Genomic DNA, 18924 nt, shown 5'->3' on the forward strand with positions numbered 1-18924 from the left:
ATGGTTAAGCAGGCCACCCTGCTTATCAAATAAAAACAGGAAGGGCTCCCTTTTGGAAGCCCTTTTACACAGCAAGCGCCGTTTTACTTAGCTCTCACTGTCACTCTCTTTTTGCAATATTTTGAGCAGATCTTCCTTCAGGTGGAGTTTCTGTTTCTTAAGGCGAACAATGTCCAAACTATACCCCCGACCATCCGAACCTTCCAGTCTGGAGATCTCATGATCAAGGCTGTTGTGTTTTTCGAATAAGGACAGAAAGCGAGGGTTCTCGGATTTCAGTCGGGAAATAAGGTCTCTGTATTCTGGAAACATACTTTCTCCCTGTTAGTGGAAAAGAACGTGTATAAGAAATACACACCTCCAGAGTACCCACTTGACTTACAGAAAAATGCGAACGGGATCGAGTAAATAGTGTACAGAATGGTTGTGAAGAAGATTACAGATACGGCTCCCCATTCGGAGAGCCGTAAAGGGAGTGATTAACGCATCTCGCGGTCGTCAACGTACTGACGTTTATCAGGCGCTGGCGGAAAGTACTGATACAGCCAGGTTTCACTGATGGCGTCGCCCTGACAACGCAGGAACATACGCATATCTACCGGATCGGTTGAGTCAGAGGTCGGATACCAGTCAAACTGAATGCGATAACCGTCGATAGGTTCCACGTAAAGGATCTCAATCTGTTTCGCTTCACCGCTGGAGAGCGTAATCACCGGTTCAATACCCTTCGGCGCTGCGGCTTTTAGATCGCCACCAACGAAATCAACAGCAAAACGTCGCGCCCATTTTTCCGGGTAGTGCTCGCCCGGCGCCCATCCTTCCGGGAAGCCGCCCATGCCTGTTCGGGTCGCCATCACGCGAGCTAGCGGTGAACGCACCGGCGGCTGAGCACTCCAGTACAGGCGATATTTGAATTCCAGATCATCGCCCGCTTTGATCGACCTTTCAGGCTGCCAGAAACAGACGACGTTATCCAGCGTTTCGCCGGTCGTCGGGATCTCCATCAGGCCGATAGTCCCCTTGCCCCACTGGTTACGCGGTTCGACCCACAGGCTCGGACGCTTGTTGTACCAGCCCATGATATCCTGGTAATGGGAGAAGTCGCGATCGAGCTGCAGCAAGCCAAACCCTTTCGGGTTGTTATCGGTATAGGCGTTGAACTGCAGTTTTTGCGGGTTATTCAGCGGGCGGCAGATCCACTCGCCATTGCCCCGCCACATCGCCAGACGGTCGGAATCATGAATTTGCGGGTGTATGGTGTCACACATCCGACGTTCGTTGTTGCCGCAGCTAAACATGCTGGTCATCGGTGCAATACCGAGCTGCTTGATGTCTTTGCGCGCATAGATGTGGTTTTGTACATCCATGATCACCTGCGTTTTCTCGCAGTGGATCACGAACTTAAATGCGCCGGTTACGCTGGGGCTGTCGAGAAGCGCATACACGGTAAAGGAGGTTGCGCCCGGTTTGACCGTTTCGAACCAGAAAGAGGTGAAATCAGGAAACTCTTCTTTGCTGTCGGTGTAGGTATCTACCGCCAGACCGCGGGCCGATAAACCGTACTGATAGGTGTCATCCACGGCGCGGAAATAGCTGGCGCCCAGGAACGAAACGATATCGCGACGGGCTAATTCTGGCGCTTTAAACACGCGGAACCCGGCGAACCCGAGGTCAGTCTGCCCTTCCAACTGTTTGGTATCCACACCCGCATCATTGTATTTAAACAGTTCCGGACGGAAGTGGATTTCGCGCGCCATATGCGTGCTGCCATCAACCGAGAACATGCGTACGCGGCGACGGAAGCCCATTCCCACGTGGAAGAACTGCGCATCAAGCTGACGATTTTCAACATTGTTCCACAGAGACTGCTCTGCGTCATATTGAATGCTGTTGTAGGCCTGAGGCGTCAGTTTGGCCAGAGTGTCAGGTAACGCGCGCGGTGCGCCGCCCCAGGGCTTCTGTGCTAAGTCATGGGCCATCGATTGCAGAACGGAAAAATCAAAACGTACGGTTTTTCCGTCTGCAATGTCAGACTCTGCCGCAAAGGCGGCGCTGGAAAAGAGTGATGCAATACCACTGGTTCCGCACACGGCGGCCATTGCCATTGAACCTTTAATAAATCGTCTGCGATTCATGCCTGAAAGTAAGTCCTTCTGGTCGTGTAAATGGTCCCGCGCCGGCCATAATCAGCGGCAAGAGAGTGCACATTTCTGACCGCTCACTCTAGACAAAATTCATTAATAATCCAATTGTTGGTCGCCGATTATCTGTACAAAATCGAAAATATTTTATGTCGATGGGAACAGACCGAATCCCATGTAAATTCAATTAAAGTAAACCACACCGCCGTTTACTGCGATCTTGCGCCTCCTGATACAACGCAAACTCATCATAAACCGCACAACCCAGCGCCTGTTCAAACGCGTCGCGGCTGGAATTACCGTGGCTACGGGCCTGAGTTTCATTCCCCAAATTAGACTGGAAAATCCCCGCGGCGCTCACCGGTAAAAAATCTTCGTAGGTAATGGGTTGAGCAACCAGCCAACCCCGCTCAATGAGCGGTTGCGGGTCGTCATCCGGGCGAATCGCCTGTCGATGCGCCTCGCCCGACGGCGTCAGCCGGTAGCGGAACCAGGCAAGCCCCTGCTGGCGCAGCAGAAATTCGCTGTCCGGGAATGCTTTGAACACCTCCTGCAAATGCAGCTGATGCGTCAGGTTGTCTTTTCCCGTTCCCGCTTTATTCAGCAATTCGTCGTACAACGCTCTGCCTTTCGGCGTCAGGGCCACGCCGCGCTGTTCGATTTCACCAAAACGCGCCGTGTGAGTGCCACGCATTTCACCGGCAAATAACACCGGCTCTTCCAGCGCTTTAAAACTGGTCTGGCGCAATAAAATGGGCACCTCGCGGCGCGGCGGCCCTTCAATCAGTATTTTGGGTTCAATGCCGCACTCCGGCATCATCGACTGAACCCGGTCGATATCCAGCGTACGCGGCGTCAGATGGTTAATATGACACCCAGGGAAACACACCACATCAGCAATCAGCCGGTGCTCATTGTGCAATGCGTGATAGGTCGCCTCATCGACCGTGGCATGCTGATGCCAGCGGAAAGTTTCCAGCGCTTCTTGCACAAACTCCTGCGCCTGCTCAGGCGTAAAACTGCCCTGCACATCAAACTCATCCAGCAGTTCGTGACAACGACGGGTGAAAATATCGCGTTTCGCGAGGATCTCCGCGGCTTTTTGCCGTAGCGCGGCGTTTTCGATTAATTCGAGCCGCAATAACGAGGTGAATACCCGAAACGGGTTGCGCGAAAGCGACGCATCGTCAATGGGACGAAACGCGGTGGAATGCACGGGAACACCGGCCTGGGAGAGATCGTAATAACTCACCGGATACATGCCCATAATGGCAAACATCCGGCGTAGCGTAGAAAGCTCCTGCGCAGTGCCCACCCGAATGGCGCCGTGGCGCTCAACGTTTAGCCGGGCCAGCTCATCTGCATTCGCCAGTTTTTCATGCAGCGTAGGATTATTTTCCAGTACCGCCAGATTCACATCAGCGACAAGTTCCAGCAACGTGCCATATTGCGGGACTTCCTGCTGGTACATTGCTGACATTGCCTGCGAAAATTGTTCCCGAATCTCATCTGCCGTGATGGTGTTCGCCATAATGTCATGCCTCCAGTGAATATTACCTGGAGTGTAGAAAACGCCGCTGACTCCGGTGGGAAGAATTTACAAAGTGTGACCCCGCGTAAATTTCCCCCCCCTACAGACGGTGAACAGAACCTACTGGCGTGGTTTTAAATGACTTTCCAGCCAGGGCAACATCTGTTTTTTACGGCTGAGCATCCCCTCCACCTTACAGGGCTGCGGGATGTCTGACAGCGCTGAACCGACAAACCACAGGCTGGTGTCGCCCAGATTAATATCGGTGAGCATCAGTACAACCAGCGCGGCATTCTTTTCCTCTGCATAGCGCACCATTTCCAGACGGAGATCGTCCAGCACCGCATCCACCTGTTGCAGCGCATACAGTTCAAGCTGCGCCACACAAACCGAATGTCCATGAATGGTGAAGGTTTTAATGTCTTTCTGCAGAAGCTCGCGAGCGCTCATGCCTTCCACGCTTGTTTTAGCAGACAGCAGGTCGCGACTAAACGCCTCGAGATCCACACCGGTTTTTTGGGCCAGGGCCTCCACCGCCAGGCGATCGTCAGAGGTGGTCGTTGGCGAACGAAGCGTGACAGTGTCACTCAATGCGGCACCCAGCAATAAAACGGCCTCAGCGGCAGACAACTGGCTGCGCTCCTCTTCCGTCATCAGTTGCCATAACAGCGTCGCGCTACTGCCGACTGGCTTCACCCATACTTCAGGTGGCAGACGAGTGACTAATCCACCGAGTCGGTGATGATCGATAATTCCCACGACGTTACTTTCTGCCAGCGATGCCGGCCCCTGGGCAGGCTCGGTGAAATCGACCAGCCACACATCACGATCGGTCAGTTCAAACGTCAGCCGTTCGGGCATCGTCAGTCCCGCATGCTCAAAGATAAATTGCGTTTCGCGGTTAGGTTCGCCCAGACGCCATGCCGTCGCCTGCTGGCCACGTAAAGTAAGCCAACGCGCCGTCATGGCGGCGGTACAAATGGCATCGCTATCGGGGTTAAGGTGCCCTATTACATCTATCATTAATCAGTACCTTGTGAAGAGAATGGTTCAAAAGCAAACAATAACGAAAGTATATCGACTGGACGGATTCTCTTCCATGATCCCACCACCCGGTGGCGCTGTACAAAACATAAGCAAAATAAATCAGTTGTAAGTAAAATGGGATAAATGTTAATAATATTTTGCTATCAAGTTATCAAAATCGAACAACTTCACTTGTCACCGATACGACTCTGTTTTTAACATCGCTTATGGAAAAAAATGTTCTGTTCAATCAGCGCATTCGCTTGCGCCACCTTCATACTTTTGTCGCCGTTGCACAGCAGGGAACGTTGGGCCGCGCGGCTGAGACCCTTAACCTGAGCCAACCAGCCCTCTCCAAAACGCTGAATGAACTGGAGCAACTGACCGGTACCCGGCTCTTTGAGCGTGGTCGCCTTGGCGCACAATTAACGCTGCCCGGAGAACAGTTTCTTACCCACGCAGTCAGAGTGCTGGATGCGCTCAACACCGCCGGACAAGCCTTAAACCAGCGCGAAGAGTCACAGACGGATGTTGTACGGATTGGCGCCTTACCCACCGCGGCCCTGGGCATTCTGCCGGCGGTCATTGGCCCGTTCCATAAGCAGCAAATGGAGACCACGCTGCAGGTTGCCACCATGAGTAATCCCATGATCCTGGCGGGTTTAAAGTCAGGGGAAATTGATCTCGGCATTGGCCGTATGGCCGATCCGGAATTGATGGTTGGTCTGAACTACGAGCTGTTATTTCTGGAATCGCTCAAACTGGTCGTGCGCCCTAACCACCCGTTGTTGCAGGAAACCATCACGCTGAGTCGGGTGATGGAGTGGCCGGTGGTGGTTTCACCAAAAGGAACCGCCCCTCGCCAGCACGCAGAGGCGTTGTTGCAAAGTCAGGGCTGCAAAATGCCGCCGGGCTGTATTGAAACGCTTTCAGCATCGCTCTCCCGCCAACTGACGGTCGATTACGACTATGTGTGGTTTGTCCCTTCAGGCGCGGTTAGAGAAGATTTACGCCAGGCGACGCTGGTGTCGTTGCCGATACCCACCCACGGTGCGGGTGAACCCATCGGCATTCTTACCCGTGTCGATGTGCAGCTCTCTCAGGCCGCGCAGATCCTGATCGCCGCAATACGCAAAACCGTACCGTTTTGATGCCAAAAATTAAGGGACCATCAGGTCCCTTAATTGATTTTATTGTTAAAACGTTTCCCAGTTATCGCCACTGGCAGTTGCCGCCTGCGGGCGTGAATGGTCAGGCTTTGTCGTCACAGGCGCGCGTTTAATAGCACTTGTCCCTGTTAAACGGAATGTGCCAACAGCTTCCGTTAAGCGCGCCGCCTGCTCTTCCAGCGATGCCGCTGCGGCAGAGGCTTCTTCAACCAGCGAGGCATTTTGCTGCGTTACCTTATCCATTTCTGAAATTGCCTGACTCACCTGGACGATACCCCGGCTCTGCTCATCAGAGGCCGCTGCAATTTCCAGCATAATGTCGGTGACGCGTTTTACCGCATCGACAATATCCGTCATCGTATTGCCCGCAGCGACCACTTCTCCGGAGCCCTGGTCAATCAGTCGGACTGATTCGCTGATCAATCCCTCAATCTCTTTTGCCGCCTGAGCGCTGCGGCTTGCCAGCGTGCGCACCTCACTGGCAACCACGGCAAACCCACGGCCCTGCTCTCCTGCCCGCGCCGCTTCAACCGCTGCGTTCAGCGCCAGAATATTGGTCTGGAAAGCAATGCTGTTAATAACAGCTGTGATTTCGGAGATTTTCTTTGAACTCGTTGAGATATTGCCCATGGTTTTGACCACGCCAGAAACCATCTGACCGCCCCGACTGGCCTTACCTGAGGCATCTTCTGCCAGCTTGCTCGCATGATGCGCGTTGTCGGCGTTTTGCTTCACCGTCGCCGTCAACTCTTCCATGCTGGCCGCCGTTTGTTCAATCGCCGCAGCCTGTTGTTCGGTACGTGAAGACAGATCGGTGTTCCCCGCCGAAATCTCACTGGTACCGCGATAAATCTCTTCCGCGCCCTGACGCACCGTGCCTACCGTTGTCCCCAGCGAACGTTGCATTGTTTGCAGATGGCGGCTCAGGCAACCAATTTCGCTGCGCCCGGTCGGTTCCTCCGGCATGGTCAGATCCCCCGCTGAAATTTGCTCAATACGCTGGGCGGCACGCAACAGAGGATGAATGACGGTACGTCGCAGAACAATGAACGTCATCACGGTCAGCGCCAGCGCAAGAACAAATGCGCCCAGCATAAAAGCCATACCAAGCTGTGTACGCTGATGCGCCTGCTCGCTTAACTGATGCGCCCTGGTGGTACGAATGTCGATCGCCTTTAACAGCACCTTGTTGTACGCAGAGTCCAGCGGTCTGGCCTGTTCATTTTCATGGTTGATGATCGCTTCAAACATGCCGTTTTTAGCGTACTTCAGCATCGGCTGTAAGCCGTCGGTATAGGCTTTGAAGCTGGCGCTCAGTTCAGCGTCTAACGCTTCATCGGCAGACGTTTTTACCGCGCGTGACATATAAGCATTGAAACCGTCCTGCGATTGCTTAATCCGTTTTTCTGCCTCGGCGATATTGGCCTTCATGTCATCCATTTCGGCAATACGGCTCGCCGCGCCGGCGTGGATCATGTTGATACGCGCGGTACGCAAGTGGTTAGAGCTGTTAGATAACCCCATCCTGACCTGAATCTCATCGGTTACGTCGCGCTGATCGCGATCGGCCTGCATAAGAAAATAGCTTGCCAGCCCGGAACTTAAGGCGAACAGCAGAAGGATGCCACCGAGAATGGAGGAAAACAGCGGAACCAGCCGGATTTGATGCAGAAAGCCCAGTTTATGCTGGGCGGCTTGCATCGATGTAGTGTTGTCCATGACCGTCGACTCTCTTGTAGGGTTTATGCGTGAAAACACGCCCGTTAGATAGTCATCGGCAATCCGGGAAGTTTACTTACCGTGAAAAGCGCCAGATTCGTCACACTTTCACAACATAATTCAAAAAAATTCAGGAAAGTGCCAGCGGTGAAATCCGCTGGCCAATGAATTAGTTATCGCCAAAGTGGATAACGGTACGGATGGATTTACCCTGATGCATTAAATCGAACGCGTCGTTAATCTGCTCCAGCGGTAAACGGTGGGTAATAAACGGATCCAACTGAATTTTCCCGCTCATCGCATCTTCAACCATACCAGGAAGCTGAGTACGCCCCTTCACGCCGCCAAACGCGGAACCGCGCCAGACACGCCCGGTAACTAACTGGAACGGACGTGTTTTGATCTCTTGTCCGGCTCCTGCCACGCCAATAATGATGCTTTCGCCCCATCCTTTATGGCAGCATTCCAGCGCCGCGCGCATCACGTTAACGTTACCGATACATTCGAAACTAAAGTCCACGCCGCCATCGGTAAGCTCGACAATCACATCCTGAATCGGTTTGTCGTAATCCTTCGGATTGATGAAATCGGTCGCGCCCATTTCACCTGCCAGCGTAAATTTTTCCGGATTGGTATCAACGGCCAGAATACGCCCGGCTTTCGCCTGCGCCGCGCCCTGAATCACCGCCAGGCCAATGCCGCCCAGACCAAATACGGCGACGGTATCGCCTTCTTTCACTTTTGCGGTGTTATGGACCGCTCCGATACCGGTGGTCACGCCACACCCCAGCAGACACACTTTATCCAGCGGAGCCTGCGGGTTAACCTTCGCCAGAGAGATCTCCGCACATACGGTGTATTCGCTGAAGGTGCTGGTGCCCATATAGTGATAAATCGGCTCGCCGTTATACGAGAAACGGGTGGTGCCATCCGGCATCAGACCTTTGCCCTGGGTCGCACGTACGGCCTGACACAGGTTAGTTTTACCCGATTTACAGAACTTACACTCGCCACATTCTGCGGTGTATAGCGGGATCACATGATCGCCCGGTTTCAGGCTGGTAACGCCTTCACCCACTTCAACCACAATGCCGCCACCTTCATGGCCGAGCACCGCCGGGAAAACCCCTTCCGGATCGTCGCCTGAGAGCGTAAAAGCATCAGTATGGCACACGCCTGTGTGGGTAATTTTAACCAGCACTTCACCTTTCTTTGGCGGTGCGACATCGATTTCGACAATTTTTAACGGTTGGCCGGGGCCGAATGCAACTGCTGCACGTGATTTCATTTGTCTCTTCCCATTATTGCGAGGTGATGGTGTTATTTTAGATAAGCACGCAGAAGATGGCCGATTTCAGCCATGCGCACGGCACGCTGGTCTGGGGTTGTTTCCCCGCTGACCAGTTCGTCTTTCAGGTGGATCTCAACCATTTCGCCCATCAGGCCATTGGATGCGCCGCGCACGGCGGCAATTTGTTGCAGGATAGCCAAACACGGCTCGCCGGACTCCAGCGCGCGCTCAAGCGCATCAACCTGACCGCGAATACGGCGTACACGGGTGAGAATGCGTTTTTTATCTTCGGGTGAATGCGGCATACGCCCTCCAAATACTATAGGGGGGTATACTATCAGTCTTTTTAACTAATTGTAAAATAAATAACTTGTTATTCTTTAATGAGTTGCACAAACAGCATATTTAGACATATGTGGACATATCACCGTGTAAAGCGGTTTTAGAGCCGCAACACCGAGCGCTTTGTCGATGTATTCTGCATCGCTGAACAGTCCGGATTTTTTCTGGAGCAGCGTAACTGGATCGTCACTCGCAAAGAACAGGCAATTGAAAGACTCATGTAATTATGATCAATACAAATACCCCCGACTACAAACCGGGGGTTTCTATTTTTTAATACGCTATATATAATAATTAGTTACTTATTCCGTAACTGCACACTCTGGCACGCGAATTTCCTTAATGAGCCTGGAAAAACTTTTTAACGAACACATTCCCTGACTATTTTTCTCTTCACATACAATTAATTTTAAATCAACTTTTCCAGCAGGTTTTTCTAATGACAACGGTTGTATATCCCTCATATCTCTCAGCGTCTGATAAACAAATGAAACCTGAACCCAATCCGTATTATCACTGGTTCTTTTCCACTTTTCGAATACAAGCTCCCCACCAGGAGGGGTATTATCGGGTTGACCGGGCAGCGACCAGTTAAGATCTAAAGCCCCGCTTAAATTTGCAAGATTGGTATCATGACCAGCAATAAACAACAGAGATACGGGTAATTTTATGCCATACCTGTTTTCTGTTGTACCATTTGTCAATAATGCAGTGTCTATCATATCGAGTAATGGTGTTGCTCTACTACGGGCAACTTCTGGAGTTCTTTGCAAAAGATCAAACTGAGCGTTATGCAGACTTAACAAATCTCTCCATTCTTTTTCTCCCGTAATACGCCCCCAGGCTACCCGTGGCATTCCCTGGGCCTCTTGCAACAGAAATATCTCAGTCAGCGTGGAAGAAAGACTCCAGGCACCAGGTAATGATACATTGTCAGGCGTTACCTTAAGTTCAGACGGTAAAGCCTCTGGTAATGTGCATTTCGTAGACTTTTCTGTAGTCTTACATGTCTCCGATTGTGAGAAATTTAAAACATTTTCCAGGGTCCGAAATGAAGATTGATAGCGTTGGGTATACAGTTCAATATTTCCTCCGGCCCGTTCCAGAATAGCGTTTTTAACCTTCAATGTGTTAAACGAACATGTCCTGTAATGGCTCAATAGTAATGTCCGCCTGTGGCTCAATTCAGATGTCCGCGCTATGGTAAGCTTCACTGGTCCGTTTAAACTACCGGGAGGCATATCATGAGCGCAGAAAGCTCAGGAGTGTTTACTTTGAAAGAGATCAACCGGATCAAGATTATACAGGACGTCATTGAACGTCGCATCACAACGCGCCGTGCGGCCGAGCACCTCGGTATCAGCGACAGGCAATGCCGCAGACTTCTTGCCCGTTACCGTGAAGGCGGACCGCTTGGTATGGCCAGCAGACGATGTGGCATGCGTGGTAACCGCCAGTTGCCACCCGGGCTCGCAGATCAGGCTCTGGAACTGATCAAGACGCGTTATGCTGATTTCGGTCCGACTCTGGCGCGTGAAAAGCTCGAAGAACTCCACGGACTGTTTCTTGGCAAAGAAACTGTCCGGCGCATCATGGTGCGGGCTGGCTTATGGGTTCCCCGTAAACAACGTGCCGCAAGGATCCCTCAACCACGGTACCGGCGTCCGTGTACTGGTGAGCTGATACAAATAGATGGCTGTGATCACGACTGGTTTGAAGGCCGTGGCCCGGCCTGCACCGCGCTGGTCTATGTTGATGATGCAACCAGCAAACTGATGGAACTGTTGTTTGTTAAATCGGAGTCCACGTTTTCTTACTTCGAAGCCACGCGGCGCTATATCGATAAGCATGGTAAACCGCTGGCACTGTACAGCGATAAAGCCGGTGTTTTTCGTGTTAACAATAAACACGCCACAGGCGGAGACGGGCATACTCAGTTTGGGCGAGCCATGCATGAACTGAACATCCAGACTATCTGTGCAGAAACCAGTCCCGCCAAAGGGCGTGTAGAACGAGCTCACCTCACTTTACAGGATCGTCTGGTCAAAGAGCTGCGGTTACAGGGCATTTGTTCAATGGAGGCTGCAAATGACTTCGCTGAGGCCTATATGGCTGACTATAACCGCCGTTTTGGCAAAGTACCGCGACATGATTTTGACGTACACCGTGCTGTAGAACATGATGAGGACCTGGGGCTTATTTTCACTGTTCGTGAAAAACGTAAAGTCTCAAAATCGTTGACGATACAATATGATAAAATGTTGTACCTGATTGAAGACAGCGAACTGAGTCGCCGTGCAATAGGTAAATATATCGATGTGTATCACTATCCTGATGGCAGAAAAGAGCTGCGCCTGAACGGTACGCTACTTCCCTACTCTACCTACGACCGACTGTCAGAAATCGACCAGGGCGCGATTGTCGATAACAAGCGTCTTGGCCGAACCCTGGAGTTTATCAGTCTGGTGCAGAGCAAGCGGGATAACACGCGCTCTCAGTCAATTCCCGCTGGAGATGGCCCTTCCCGACGACGGCCAAAGCAGGAAGGGAAGAAATCCCAGCGCTCACTGGATAATGATGACATGCTCGAAGCACTCAAACAGCTTCAGTCACGTTCAGAGGACATTTTTGGTAAAAGAGCCCGCTGATGGTACTCACTGGCCGGACAGTGGTTGCTCACCAGTTGATATTGTCCGGCCAGACCCATGATGTATTATTCATTTCGTTCAGCATCTTTATGTCCTGCTTTTCACGGGCATACTTACCCCATAATGAATGAAAAGAACGAACAATACTGATTAACTGCTTTTTTCTTTGCTCCGGAGATAGGCTGATAAAATAGCAGCACCTGCTGTCAATATTATCCTCAATGAAATTAAAATCAGAGTCTGATGCATATTTTACTGTTAGCATAATATCATTCGACGTTGTTCTCTCAGACTCTGTTAATGCTGATTCTATCAGGTATTCAAAGGCATACATGACAGACAGCTGGTTTTTGTCTGTCTGAATATAACCCATTGAGTTTCTGAGTATTGAGGACTGTACCAGGACCAGAGGCCATAAAAGCTCAACACCATAAAGCTTATATGTATCATGTTGATCATACTGATGTTGCTCAACACGACGATTACCTTCCCGTGCTTTACGAATATCATAGGCAAGGGATAACATAAATCCGTCTTTAACTTTAATCAGTGGGCTTTCATCCACGATGTAATGAATGAGTTCATGTAATTCATTCAGGGCTTCTGAATCTCCCCACAGTATAAAACCTGCATTGTTCGGCGTTAACTCGTATCGAAGCATGGGCTCAATCATCCTGTTGTTTCAGTCGGAGGAAAGTCTATCAGTAAAGAGAATGAGAGATCAAAGTGGTCATTTTAATTGAGCTGGATAACGGACATTTCAATTGAGCCTTGACAAATGTTAAGTAAGGTAGAATCTGATGCTTTATGGTAATCCTTGTGCTGCTCGATAATGATGGCCAAACCTCTTTTCAAATACCGTTACCAGCGCTAACCATTTTCGACTTGTGCCGCATCACTCACTGAACATCAAAATTGATAACTGTATTTCTCGCAGGCAAACCACTGACATGCCAATCTGTCTTCCTGGCATATTTCTGCCCTTATCCTTCATTATCATATAATCTTCTAAATGAAATGGCTCACCGGCAAGGACTTATGCGGTCCTTTCTGCCTTTTTCTCTCATACTGGAGATTCATTCATGGCTGACTGGAACCCTTCGCTTTATCTGCAATATGAAACTGAACGTTCAAGACCCGCAGCGGAATTACTCAACAGAGTGGCGTTAGAGAGTATTCGTTCAGTTGTTGATCTTGGCTGTGGTCCGGGAAACAGCACGGCATTACTGCATCAGCGCTGGCCTTCGGCTGTAGTAACCGGGGTTGATTCCTCACCCGCCATGCTGAATGAAGCGCGCAACGCATTACCGCAATGCCATTTTATTGAAGCGGATATCAGTCAGTTCCAGCCCGAGCACCCTGTGGATCTGCTTTACGCAAATGCGTCTTTACAATGGGTACCCGATCACTATGAATTATTGCCGAACCTGGTATCGCTGCTGGGTCGCAACGGCGTTCTGGCCGTACAAATGCCGGATAACTGGCTGGAACCCACGCATGTTCTGATGCGCGAAGTAGCTTATGAACAGGGGTTCCCGGACCGGGGCCGTGCGCCACTTCCTGGCGTACATGCCTACTATGATATTTTGACCGAAACTGGCTGTGAGGTGGATATCTGGCGCACCACGTATTATCACATTATGGATTCTCATCAGGCAATTATCGACTGGGTAAGTTCTACAGGCCTGCGCCCCTGGTTACAGGATTTGAGAGAAAGTGAGCAACGTCAGTATCTGGCGCGCTACCACGAACTACTTCAGGAGCAATATCCACTGCAGGAAAATGGCAAAATTTTACTGGCATTTCCCCGATTGTTTATTGTTGCGCGCCGCAATAATTAAGCATTTATCATCAGATAGATCACAGGAATAGAGGATCGCCTATGAGCGCCCTCGCCTTTTTAACATAAGGATCTAGTGACAATGCTAGGCATCTGCTAGTGTCTTGCCACGTGTTTCCGACGGGAGTTGTTATGTCTAAAGTCTACATTGGTGGGTGTCTTTGTGGTTCGATCCGCTTCACGGCCAGCAGTCCTAATAATTCCCACACCTGTTCCTGCGATATATGCCGGAAACATACGGGCGCACCGACCGTCGTCTGGATTGAGTTTGATGCGAAAAATGTGGAATGGACGGGAAAAGCCGGAAAACCGACAACCTGGCGCTCATCAGAAACGAGTTGTCGAGCCTTTTGCCCTCAGTGCGGCAGTTCCGTGGGCGCTATTGATGATGCCCCGGTAATTGCACTTTTAGCCGGGGCTTTTGATGACCCTAACGATGAAGACCTGGCACCAGAGTTTCATTCGTTTTCCGATATGCAGCCAGCCTGGTGGCAAAACGAACGTAACTAAGTTAGTTGGTAATGCTTATCAGGCATGTGTTTTGCTGGCACATTTGTTTCATCGTTCATCTGCAGCAAATCGATTTCGATCGCATTGCAAATCGCATCCAGCGGCAGGTCATTGTTCTCTGTGCCAAACGGATCTTCAAGCTCTTCTGCAAGCGTGTCGAGCGAGATAAAAGTATAGGAAATAAGCACCGAGATAAACGGTGTCATGTAGTGCAGATCCACCACTAACGCGAATGGCAGCATGATACAAAACAGGTATACCGTGCGATGAAGGATCAAAGTATAAGCAAACGGGACCGGGGTATTCGCAATCCGCTCACAACCAGCCAGTACCGCAGACATATCGTTTAACCTATTGTTTAAACTATGAAATAATATGTCTGACAGTTGACCATTACGCCTGCGCACGGCCAACCACTCTCCCATCAACAACAAAATGCGGTTTGCTGGAGATTGTGAGGCAAATACCGTCTGCAGATCTTTCTCGCTGAGGTACTTCGCCAACGGCTCTGCCTGTGGCTTTCGACGTAAAGTCATGCGTAAACAGTGGGCAAACGCGATTTGCAGACGAACAAACTGCCCTAATTCGGCGTCGTCCGGTAAGGTGGTTTTTACCTCACGCAGTAGCGATCGGGAAGCAATCATCAACTGCCCCCACAGGTGTCGGGCCTCAACGTAACGTGAATAACAGGCGTTATTGCGAAAACCTAAAAAGATAGCAATCGCCACGCCGAGAATGCTGAATGGCGCCAGGGTGAATTTGATTCCCAGCATCGTATACCACGGAAGCATGATAATAACGGCGATGGAGAGCAGGAAGTTCAGCAGCAGTCGTGAAAAGATTTTGGATAATACCGACCCATGCCAGACGAATATCAGGCGTAGCCAGTGTTGTTGGGGGCGAACGATCATGGTTTTCTTCGGGAAAATGTGAAATCCATCACATTAGACGCGATCATGATCAATGTTGCAAGTTAATCGCAACATTAACTAAACAACTTTTGCTCTGCCAGAACCACCGCGCACCGGAGTTACAGAACGGTGTAGTTATTAATAAATAATAGTATGTTGTAACTAAAGAATGTTCTATAAAAAACCCGGCCTGAGCCGGGTTGTCTTCTTAGCACAATGGCTTAACGGCTTCACGCATGCCTTTGGCCAGAATGGTATCCAGATCGGCTGAAACCTGCTCCACGAGTCCGGAAACCTGAGTCAGATCCTGTTCCCAGTGTTCTTTAACGCCCAGTACCGATTTGACTAACTCGTCGGTGCTTATCTGGCGGTCATGATGCTGGGACCACAGCTGTTGAAAACGTGCCACCCAGTGCGCATCATCCTGGACCGGATAAGCCTCACCGTTACGCTCTCCACGATAGAAAGCAATCAGCGCGGCAAGCGCAAACGTCAGGCGCGCCGGCAGTTTACCGCTGGCCTGTTGCCCTGCCAGCAGCTGCGGCAAAATACGGGTACGGAATTTAGTCATGCCGTTCAGGGCAATCGACAGCAACTGATGCTTGATGTACGGATTGCAGAATCGACCGGTCACCGCGCTGGCGAAAGACGCCAGCTCATCGCGGGGTAAATCCAGTACCGGAATGATCTCTTCATAAATCGCTTTTTCAACGAAGGCGCAAATCTCTGCGTCATTCATCGCCTCACCCACGGTGTCCAGCCCTGCCTGCCAGGCAACGGGAACCAGTGCGGTGTGTGCGCCGTTGAGAATCGCCACTTTCCGTTCTTTGTACGGTTTGATGTCATCAACAATCAGGACATTAAGCGGATATTTATCCAGACGCAGTTCTGCAGCTAATGACTTCGGTCCCTGAATAACGAACAGATAGAAGTGTTCTGCAGTGTCGAGGAAGGCATCGTGATAGCCCAACTCAGCTTCCAGTTTATCCACTTCGTCACGCGGATAACCGGTAACAATGCGGTCCACCAGTGTGGAGCAAAATGCGTTGGCCTGATCCAGCCACTGAATAAATGCCTCCGGCAGCGCCCACTCCTGAGCGTAGCGCAGCACCAGTTCACGCAGCGCATCACCATTGTAATCAATCAGTTCGCAAGGAATGATAATCCAGCCTTTATCCGACGCGCCATTAAAATGGCTGAAGCGTTCGAACAACAGTCGGGTCAGTTTAGCCGGATAACTCACCGCCGGTGCATCCTCAAACTTATCGCCCGCGTGGTAGCTGATGCCCGCTTCAGTCGTGTTGGAGAACACAAAACGCATATCTGGATTATGCGCCAGCTTCAGGAACTCATCGTATTCGCTATAGACGCTGATTTCGCGGTTAACCGAACGGATCAAACGGGCATCGCTTACGGCCTCGCCCTTCTCATTCAAACCACGAATGATGGTGGTATAGAGACCATCCTGCGTACTCAGAGATGGCGGGAAGGTACTTTCGATAGGACGAACAATGACTACACCAGCGTTCAGATCGGTATGTTCGTTCAGCAAATCGACTTGCCAGTCAACAAAGGCGCGCAGGAAGTTTCCTTCACCAAACTGAATAATGCGTTCAGGATACTGAGCACCGGGGAAATCGCGACGATTTAGTGTTTGCACAATGGGTTCCCTTTTTAATTAGTCATACAACCTGATTGAATTGGTCCAATATGTTAGCAAACTTTAATACATTGAAACCCTGTTTTGATCAATCCCCGGCGACAAATTAGAGAGTTTTGTAGAAAAGTGTGGTCCCGGTCAGCTTCCCGTCAGGCATTTTTGCATAGTCCGGTATCACCCCTACTTTTTGCCATCCACAATTGTGGTAGAACAACTCAGCGCTGCTGCCCGTCGCTGTATCAAGCACCAGCAGCGTTTTCCCTTGCTGACGCGCGCAGTTTTCGAGTTCGTTCATCAACGTCCGGGCAACACCACCGCGCCGCGCTGAGGGGTGAACCAGCAGCTTGGCGACATCAGCACGATGAGGTTGGTTTTCGGGTTGATCGATAATGAGCTGGACGGTACCGACAAGCCCCCCCTGTGCGTTCTGCGTACCCAGAACAATCCTTTCTCCACGGTCAACGCTTTGCGCGACACTTATCCAGAAAGGCCGTGATTTATCACCACTAAAAGGGAGCATAAAGCTGACAGAGGCGCCATCATTGACGCATGTTTCAAGGATGTCGCTGAATTCATCGATTCTCGACAGAATCTGGGCCGCACTCAGCACAAAGCAGGGTTTACAGGAAGCCATTTTTTTCTCCTTAGAATGACCCCTTCATACTGCTTTTAACAATTGCACAACACAAGGAGTCATATCATAGGATTATGTTATCTATGGCTTGTTCATCTGGATCACTAGCCAGTGATAGATAACCGTGACAACGTAACGCTGCTGTTCATCGTTTAACGCCACACCCTGAGGGATATCATGCCATTTCGCCAGACATCCCCGACAACAGGTCGCCGTAGCATGTTGAGCGATAAATACCGGATGCCCGCGCATGGGCGTCTGCTTACCGTCATTGGCAGGAAACGCGGGCGCCAGCCGTTTGGCAATAAAATCCGTGGCGTGTTGTTCGATAACCGGCGCGCCTTTATCCAGACAATACTGCCTTTCTTTCTGGCCAAGGCGAAACCGCGAGCGAAACGTTGATTTCGCCAGCCGGGCAAAAAGAGGATCGAGCGTGTTCATCAGTAAACCGAGCGCCCCAGTTGTTGCGTTAATTGCTCCAGCACGGCGATACCCGCCAGCGAATTTCCCGCCGCATCCAGTTCCGGACTCCAGACGGCAATCGCCATCTCGTGAGGCACGATAGCCACGATACCGCCCCCCACACCAGATTTCGCCGGTAAGCCCACTCGCCAGGCAAATTCCCCTGCGTTCTGATACATGCCACTGGTCGCCATCAGCGCGTTGATTTGCCGGGCCTGCATGGGCGTCACCACGGGCTCAGCAAGATGAAAAGCATGTCCCTGATTTGCCAGAAAGACGAACGTGCGCGCCAGCTCCACACAGCTCATTTTCAGTGCGCAGTAGTGAAAGTAATTTTGCAAAACGGTGGTAACGTCATGGTGAAAATTGCCAAAGGACTTCATTAACCAGGCAATAGCCGCGTTACGCGCCGAGTGCTCAAACTCAGAACGCGCCACCGTCGCATCATAGGCGATATCCGAAACGCCGCTTAATGCCCGTACCACTTCCAGCATCCGTTGACGCGGTGCGCTCAGACGTCCTTGCAGCATATCGCAAACCACCAGCGCCCCGGCGTTGATAAAGGGATTGCGTGGGATCCCTTGCTCCATTTCCAGCTGCACCAGGGAATTAAAAGGATGCCCGGAAGGATCCTTGCCGACGCGTTGCCAGATCTCATCTTCCTGATAGTGACGCATCGCCACGACCAGACTGAGCACCTTTGAAATTGACTGAATAGAAAAACGCTCTTGCGCATCCCCCGCCTGATAGTGCTGTCCATCGACGGTGCAAATAGCAATACCCAGTTTTGAACCGTCGACAGAAGCTAAGGCAGGAATGTAATCAGCGACTTTACCCTGACCAATCAGCGGACGAACCTGCTGCACAATGGTCTCTAAAATTGAATTGTCCATGGCCCTGGCCACAACATGCTCCTTGCTCGCAGGTATGAAAGGCCTGCGAGTATAACAGAGCTGAATACGCAGCGTCAGGCCGGAAGGCGGAATCTGGCCACGGTCTGCATGAGCGGGTGAGATTCATGCCGTAGACAGAAACATTGC

The 18924-nt window shown here is 51.0% G+C and carries 17 protein-coding genes and 1 pseudogene; 4 read left to right on the forward strand and 14 right to left on the reverse strand.

Annotated elements, in window-relative coordinates; translation table 11 throughout:
* Positions 1–87: 87 nt before the first annotated feature.
* The 4 genes from HV314_RS13030 to HV314_RS13045 all read right to left on the reverse strand — a co-directional run bounded on the left by HV314_RS13030 (position 88) and on the right by HV314_RS13045 (position 4695).
* Complete coding sequence (locus HV314_RS13030; RefSeq protein WP_181545770.1) at positions 88–312, reverse strand: YdcH family protein; 225 nt, start codon at positions 310–312, stop codon at positions 88–90.
* A 167-nt stretch (positions 313–479) separates the two neighbouring features.
* A complete protein-coding gene (locus tag HV314_RS13035; RefSeq protein WP_029139548.1) occupies positions 480–2135 on the reverse strand; it encodes a glucan biosynthesis protein D in 1656 nt (551 codons plus the stop codon).
* A 193-nt stretch (positions 2136–2328) separates the two neighbouring features.
* A complete protein-coding gene (gene hglS / locus HV314_RS13040; RefSeq protein ID WP_016156596.1) occupies positions 2329–3672 on the reverse strand; it encodes a 2-oxoadipate dioxygenase/decarboxylase HglS in 1344 nt (447 codons plus the stop codon).
* Between the two features lie 120 nt (positions 3673–3792).
* A complete protein-coding gene (locus HV314_RS13045; RefSeq protein WP_181545772.1) occupies positions 3793–4695 on the reverse strand; it encodes a manganese-dependent inorganic pyrophosphatase in 903 nt (300 codons plus the stop codon).
* Between the two features lie 230 nt (positions 4696–4925).
* Between HV314_RS13045 and pcaQ the strand changes: the two genes are divergently transcribed.
* Positions 4926–5849: a pca operon transcription factor PcaQ gene (gene pcaQ, locus HV314_RS13050; protein WP_003020288.1), complete on the forward strand. Its 924-nt coding sequence runs from the start codon at positions 4926–4928 to the stop codon at positions 5847–5849.
* A gap of 45 nt (positions 5850–5894) precedes the next feature.
* Here the strand turns inward: pcaQ and HV314_RS13055 are convergent, their stop codons facing one another.
* The 4 genes and pseudogenes from HV314_RS13055 to HV314_RS13070 all read right to left on the reverse strand — a co-directional run.
* Positions 5895–7586, reverse strand: coding sequence for a methyl-accepting chemotaxis protein (locus HV314_RS13055; protein WP_181545774.1), 1692 nt, complete (start codon positions 7584–7586; stop codon positions 5895–5897).
* A gap of 169 nt (positions 7587–7755) precedes the next feature.
* A complete protein-coding gene (locus HV314_RS13060) occupies positions 7756–8874 on the reverse strand; it encodes an S-(hydroxymethyl)glutathione dehydrogenase/class III alcohol dehydrogenase (protein WP_016153173.1) in 1119 nt (372 codons plus the stop codon).
* Positions 8875–8906: 32 nt separating this feature from the next.
* A complete protein-coding gene (locus HV314_RS13065) occupies positions 8907–9182 on the reverse strand; it encodes a metal/formaldehyde-sensitive transcriptional repressor (protein WP_003833178.1) in 276 nt (91 codons plus the stop codon).
* A 339-nt stretch (positions 9183–9521) separates the two neighbouring features.
* A pseudogene (locus HV314_RS13070) lies at positions 9522–10361 on the reverse strand (histidine-type phosphatase); the annotation flags it as partial.
* A gap of 102 nt (positions 10362–10463) precedes the next feature.
* On the opposite strand from HV314_RS13070, the gene HV314_RS13075 reads away from it, so the two are divergent.
* The gene (locus HV314_RS13075; protein ID WP_001567368.1) at positions 10464–11867 is read left to right on the forward strand and encodes an ISNCY-like element ISKpn21 family transposase; all 1404 of its coding nucleotides are present in this window, start codon (positions 10464–10466) and stop codon (positions 11865–11867) included.
* A 28-nt stretch (positions 11868–11895) separates the two neighbouring features.
* Here the strand turns inward: HV314_RS13075 and HV314_RS13080 are convergent, their stop codons facing one another.
* Positions 11896–12528 carry a DUF6904 family protein gene (locus HV314_RS13080; RefSeq protein ID WP_001567369.1) on the reverse strand — a complete coding sequence of 211 codons (633 nt, stop codon included), beginning with the start codon at positions 12526–12528 and terminating at the stop codon, positions 11896–11898.
* 421 nt (positions 12529–12949) lie between these two features.
* On the opposite strand from HV314_RS13080, the gene tam reads away from it, so the two are divergent.
* On the forward strand, positions 12950–13708 hold the full coding sequence (tam, locus tag HV314_RS13085; protein WP_181545776.1) for a trans-aconitate 2-methyltransferase: 759 nt from the start codon (positions 12950–12952) through the stop codon (positions 13706–13708).
* A 131-nt stretch (positions 13709–13839) separates the two neighbouring features.
* On the forward strand, positions 13840–14217 hold the full coding sequence (locus HV314_RS13090; protein ID WP_047500428.1) for a GFA family protein: 378 nt from the start codon (positions 13840–13842) through the stop codon (positions 14215–14217).
* Here the strand turns inward: HV314_RS13090 and HV314_RS13095 are convergent.
* The 5 genes from HV314_RS13095 to glsB form a co-directional block, all read right to left on the reverse strand.
* Positions 14214–15128 (reverse strand): bestrophin family protein, encoded by a 915-nt coding sequence (locus HV314_RS13095; protein WP_016153081.1) that lies wholly within the window; start codon positions 15126–15128, stop codon positions 14214–14216. The genes HV314_RS13090 and HV314_RS13095 overlap by 4 nt on opposite strands.
* A gap of 208 nt (positions 15129–15336) precedes the next feature.
* Positions 15337–16788 carry a tagaturonate reductase gene (locus HV314_RS13100; protein ID WP_181545778.1) on the reverse strand — a complete coding sequence of 484 codons (1452 nt, stop codon included), beginning with the start codon at positions 16786–16788 and terminating at the stop codon, positions 15337–15339.
* Between the two features lie 106 nt (positions 16789–16894).
* Positions 16895–17422, reverse strand: coding sequence for a GNAT family N-acetyltransferase (locus HV314_RS13105; protein ID WP_104651624.1), 528 nt, complete (start codon positions 17420–17422; stop codon positions 16895–16897).
* 81 nt (positions 17423–17503) lie between these two features.
* Positions 17504–17863 (reverse strand): DUF4186 domain-containing protein, encoded by a 360-nt coding sequence (locus HV314_RS13110; RefSeq protein WP_016153078.1) that lies wholly within the window; start codon positions 17861–17863, stop codon positions 17504–17506.
* Positions 17863–18789, reverse strand: coding sequence for a glutaminase B (gene glsB / locus HV314_RS13115; protein WP_016153077.1), 927 nt, complete (start codon positions 18787–18789; stop codon positions 17863–17865). Before glsB ends, HV314_RS13110 begins: the two co-directional genes overlap by 1 nt.
* Between the last annotated feature and the right edge of the window lie 135 nt (positions 18790–18924).

The organism is Citrobacter sp. RHBSTW-00887 (assembly GCF_013728095.1).
Taxonomy (GTDB): Bacteria; Pseudomonadota; Gammaproteobacteria; order Enterobacterales; family Enterobacteriaceae; genus Citrobacter; species Citrobacter braakii.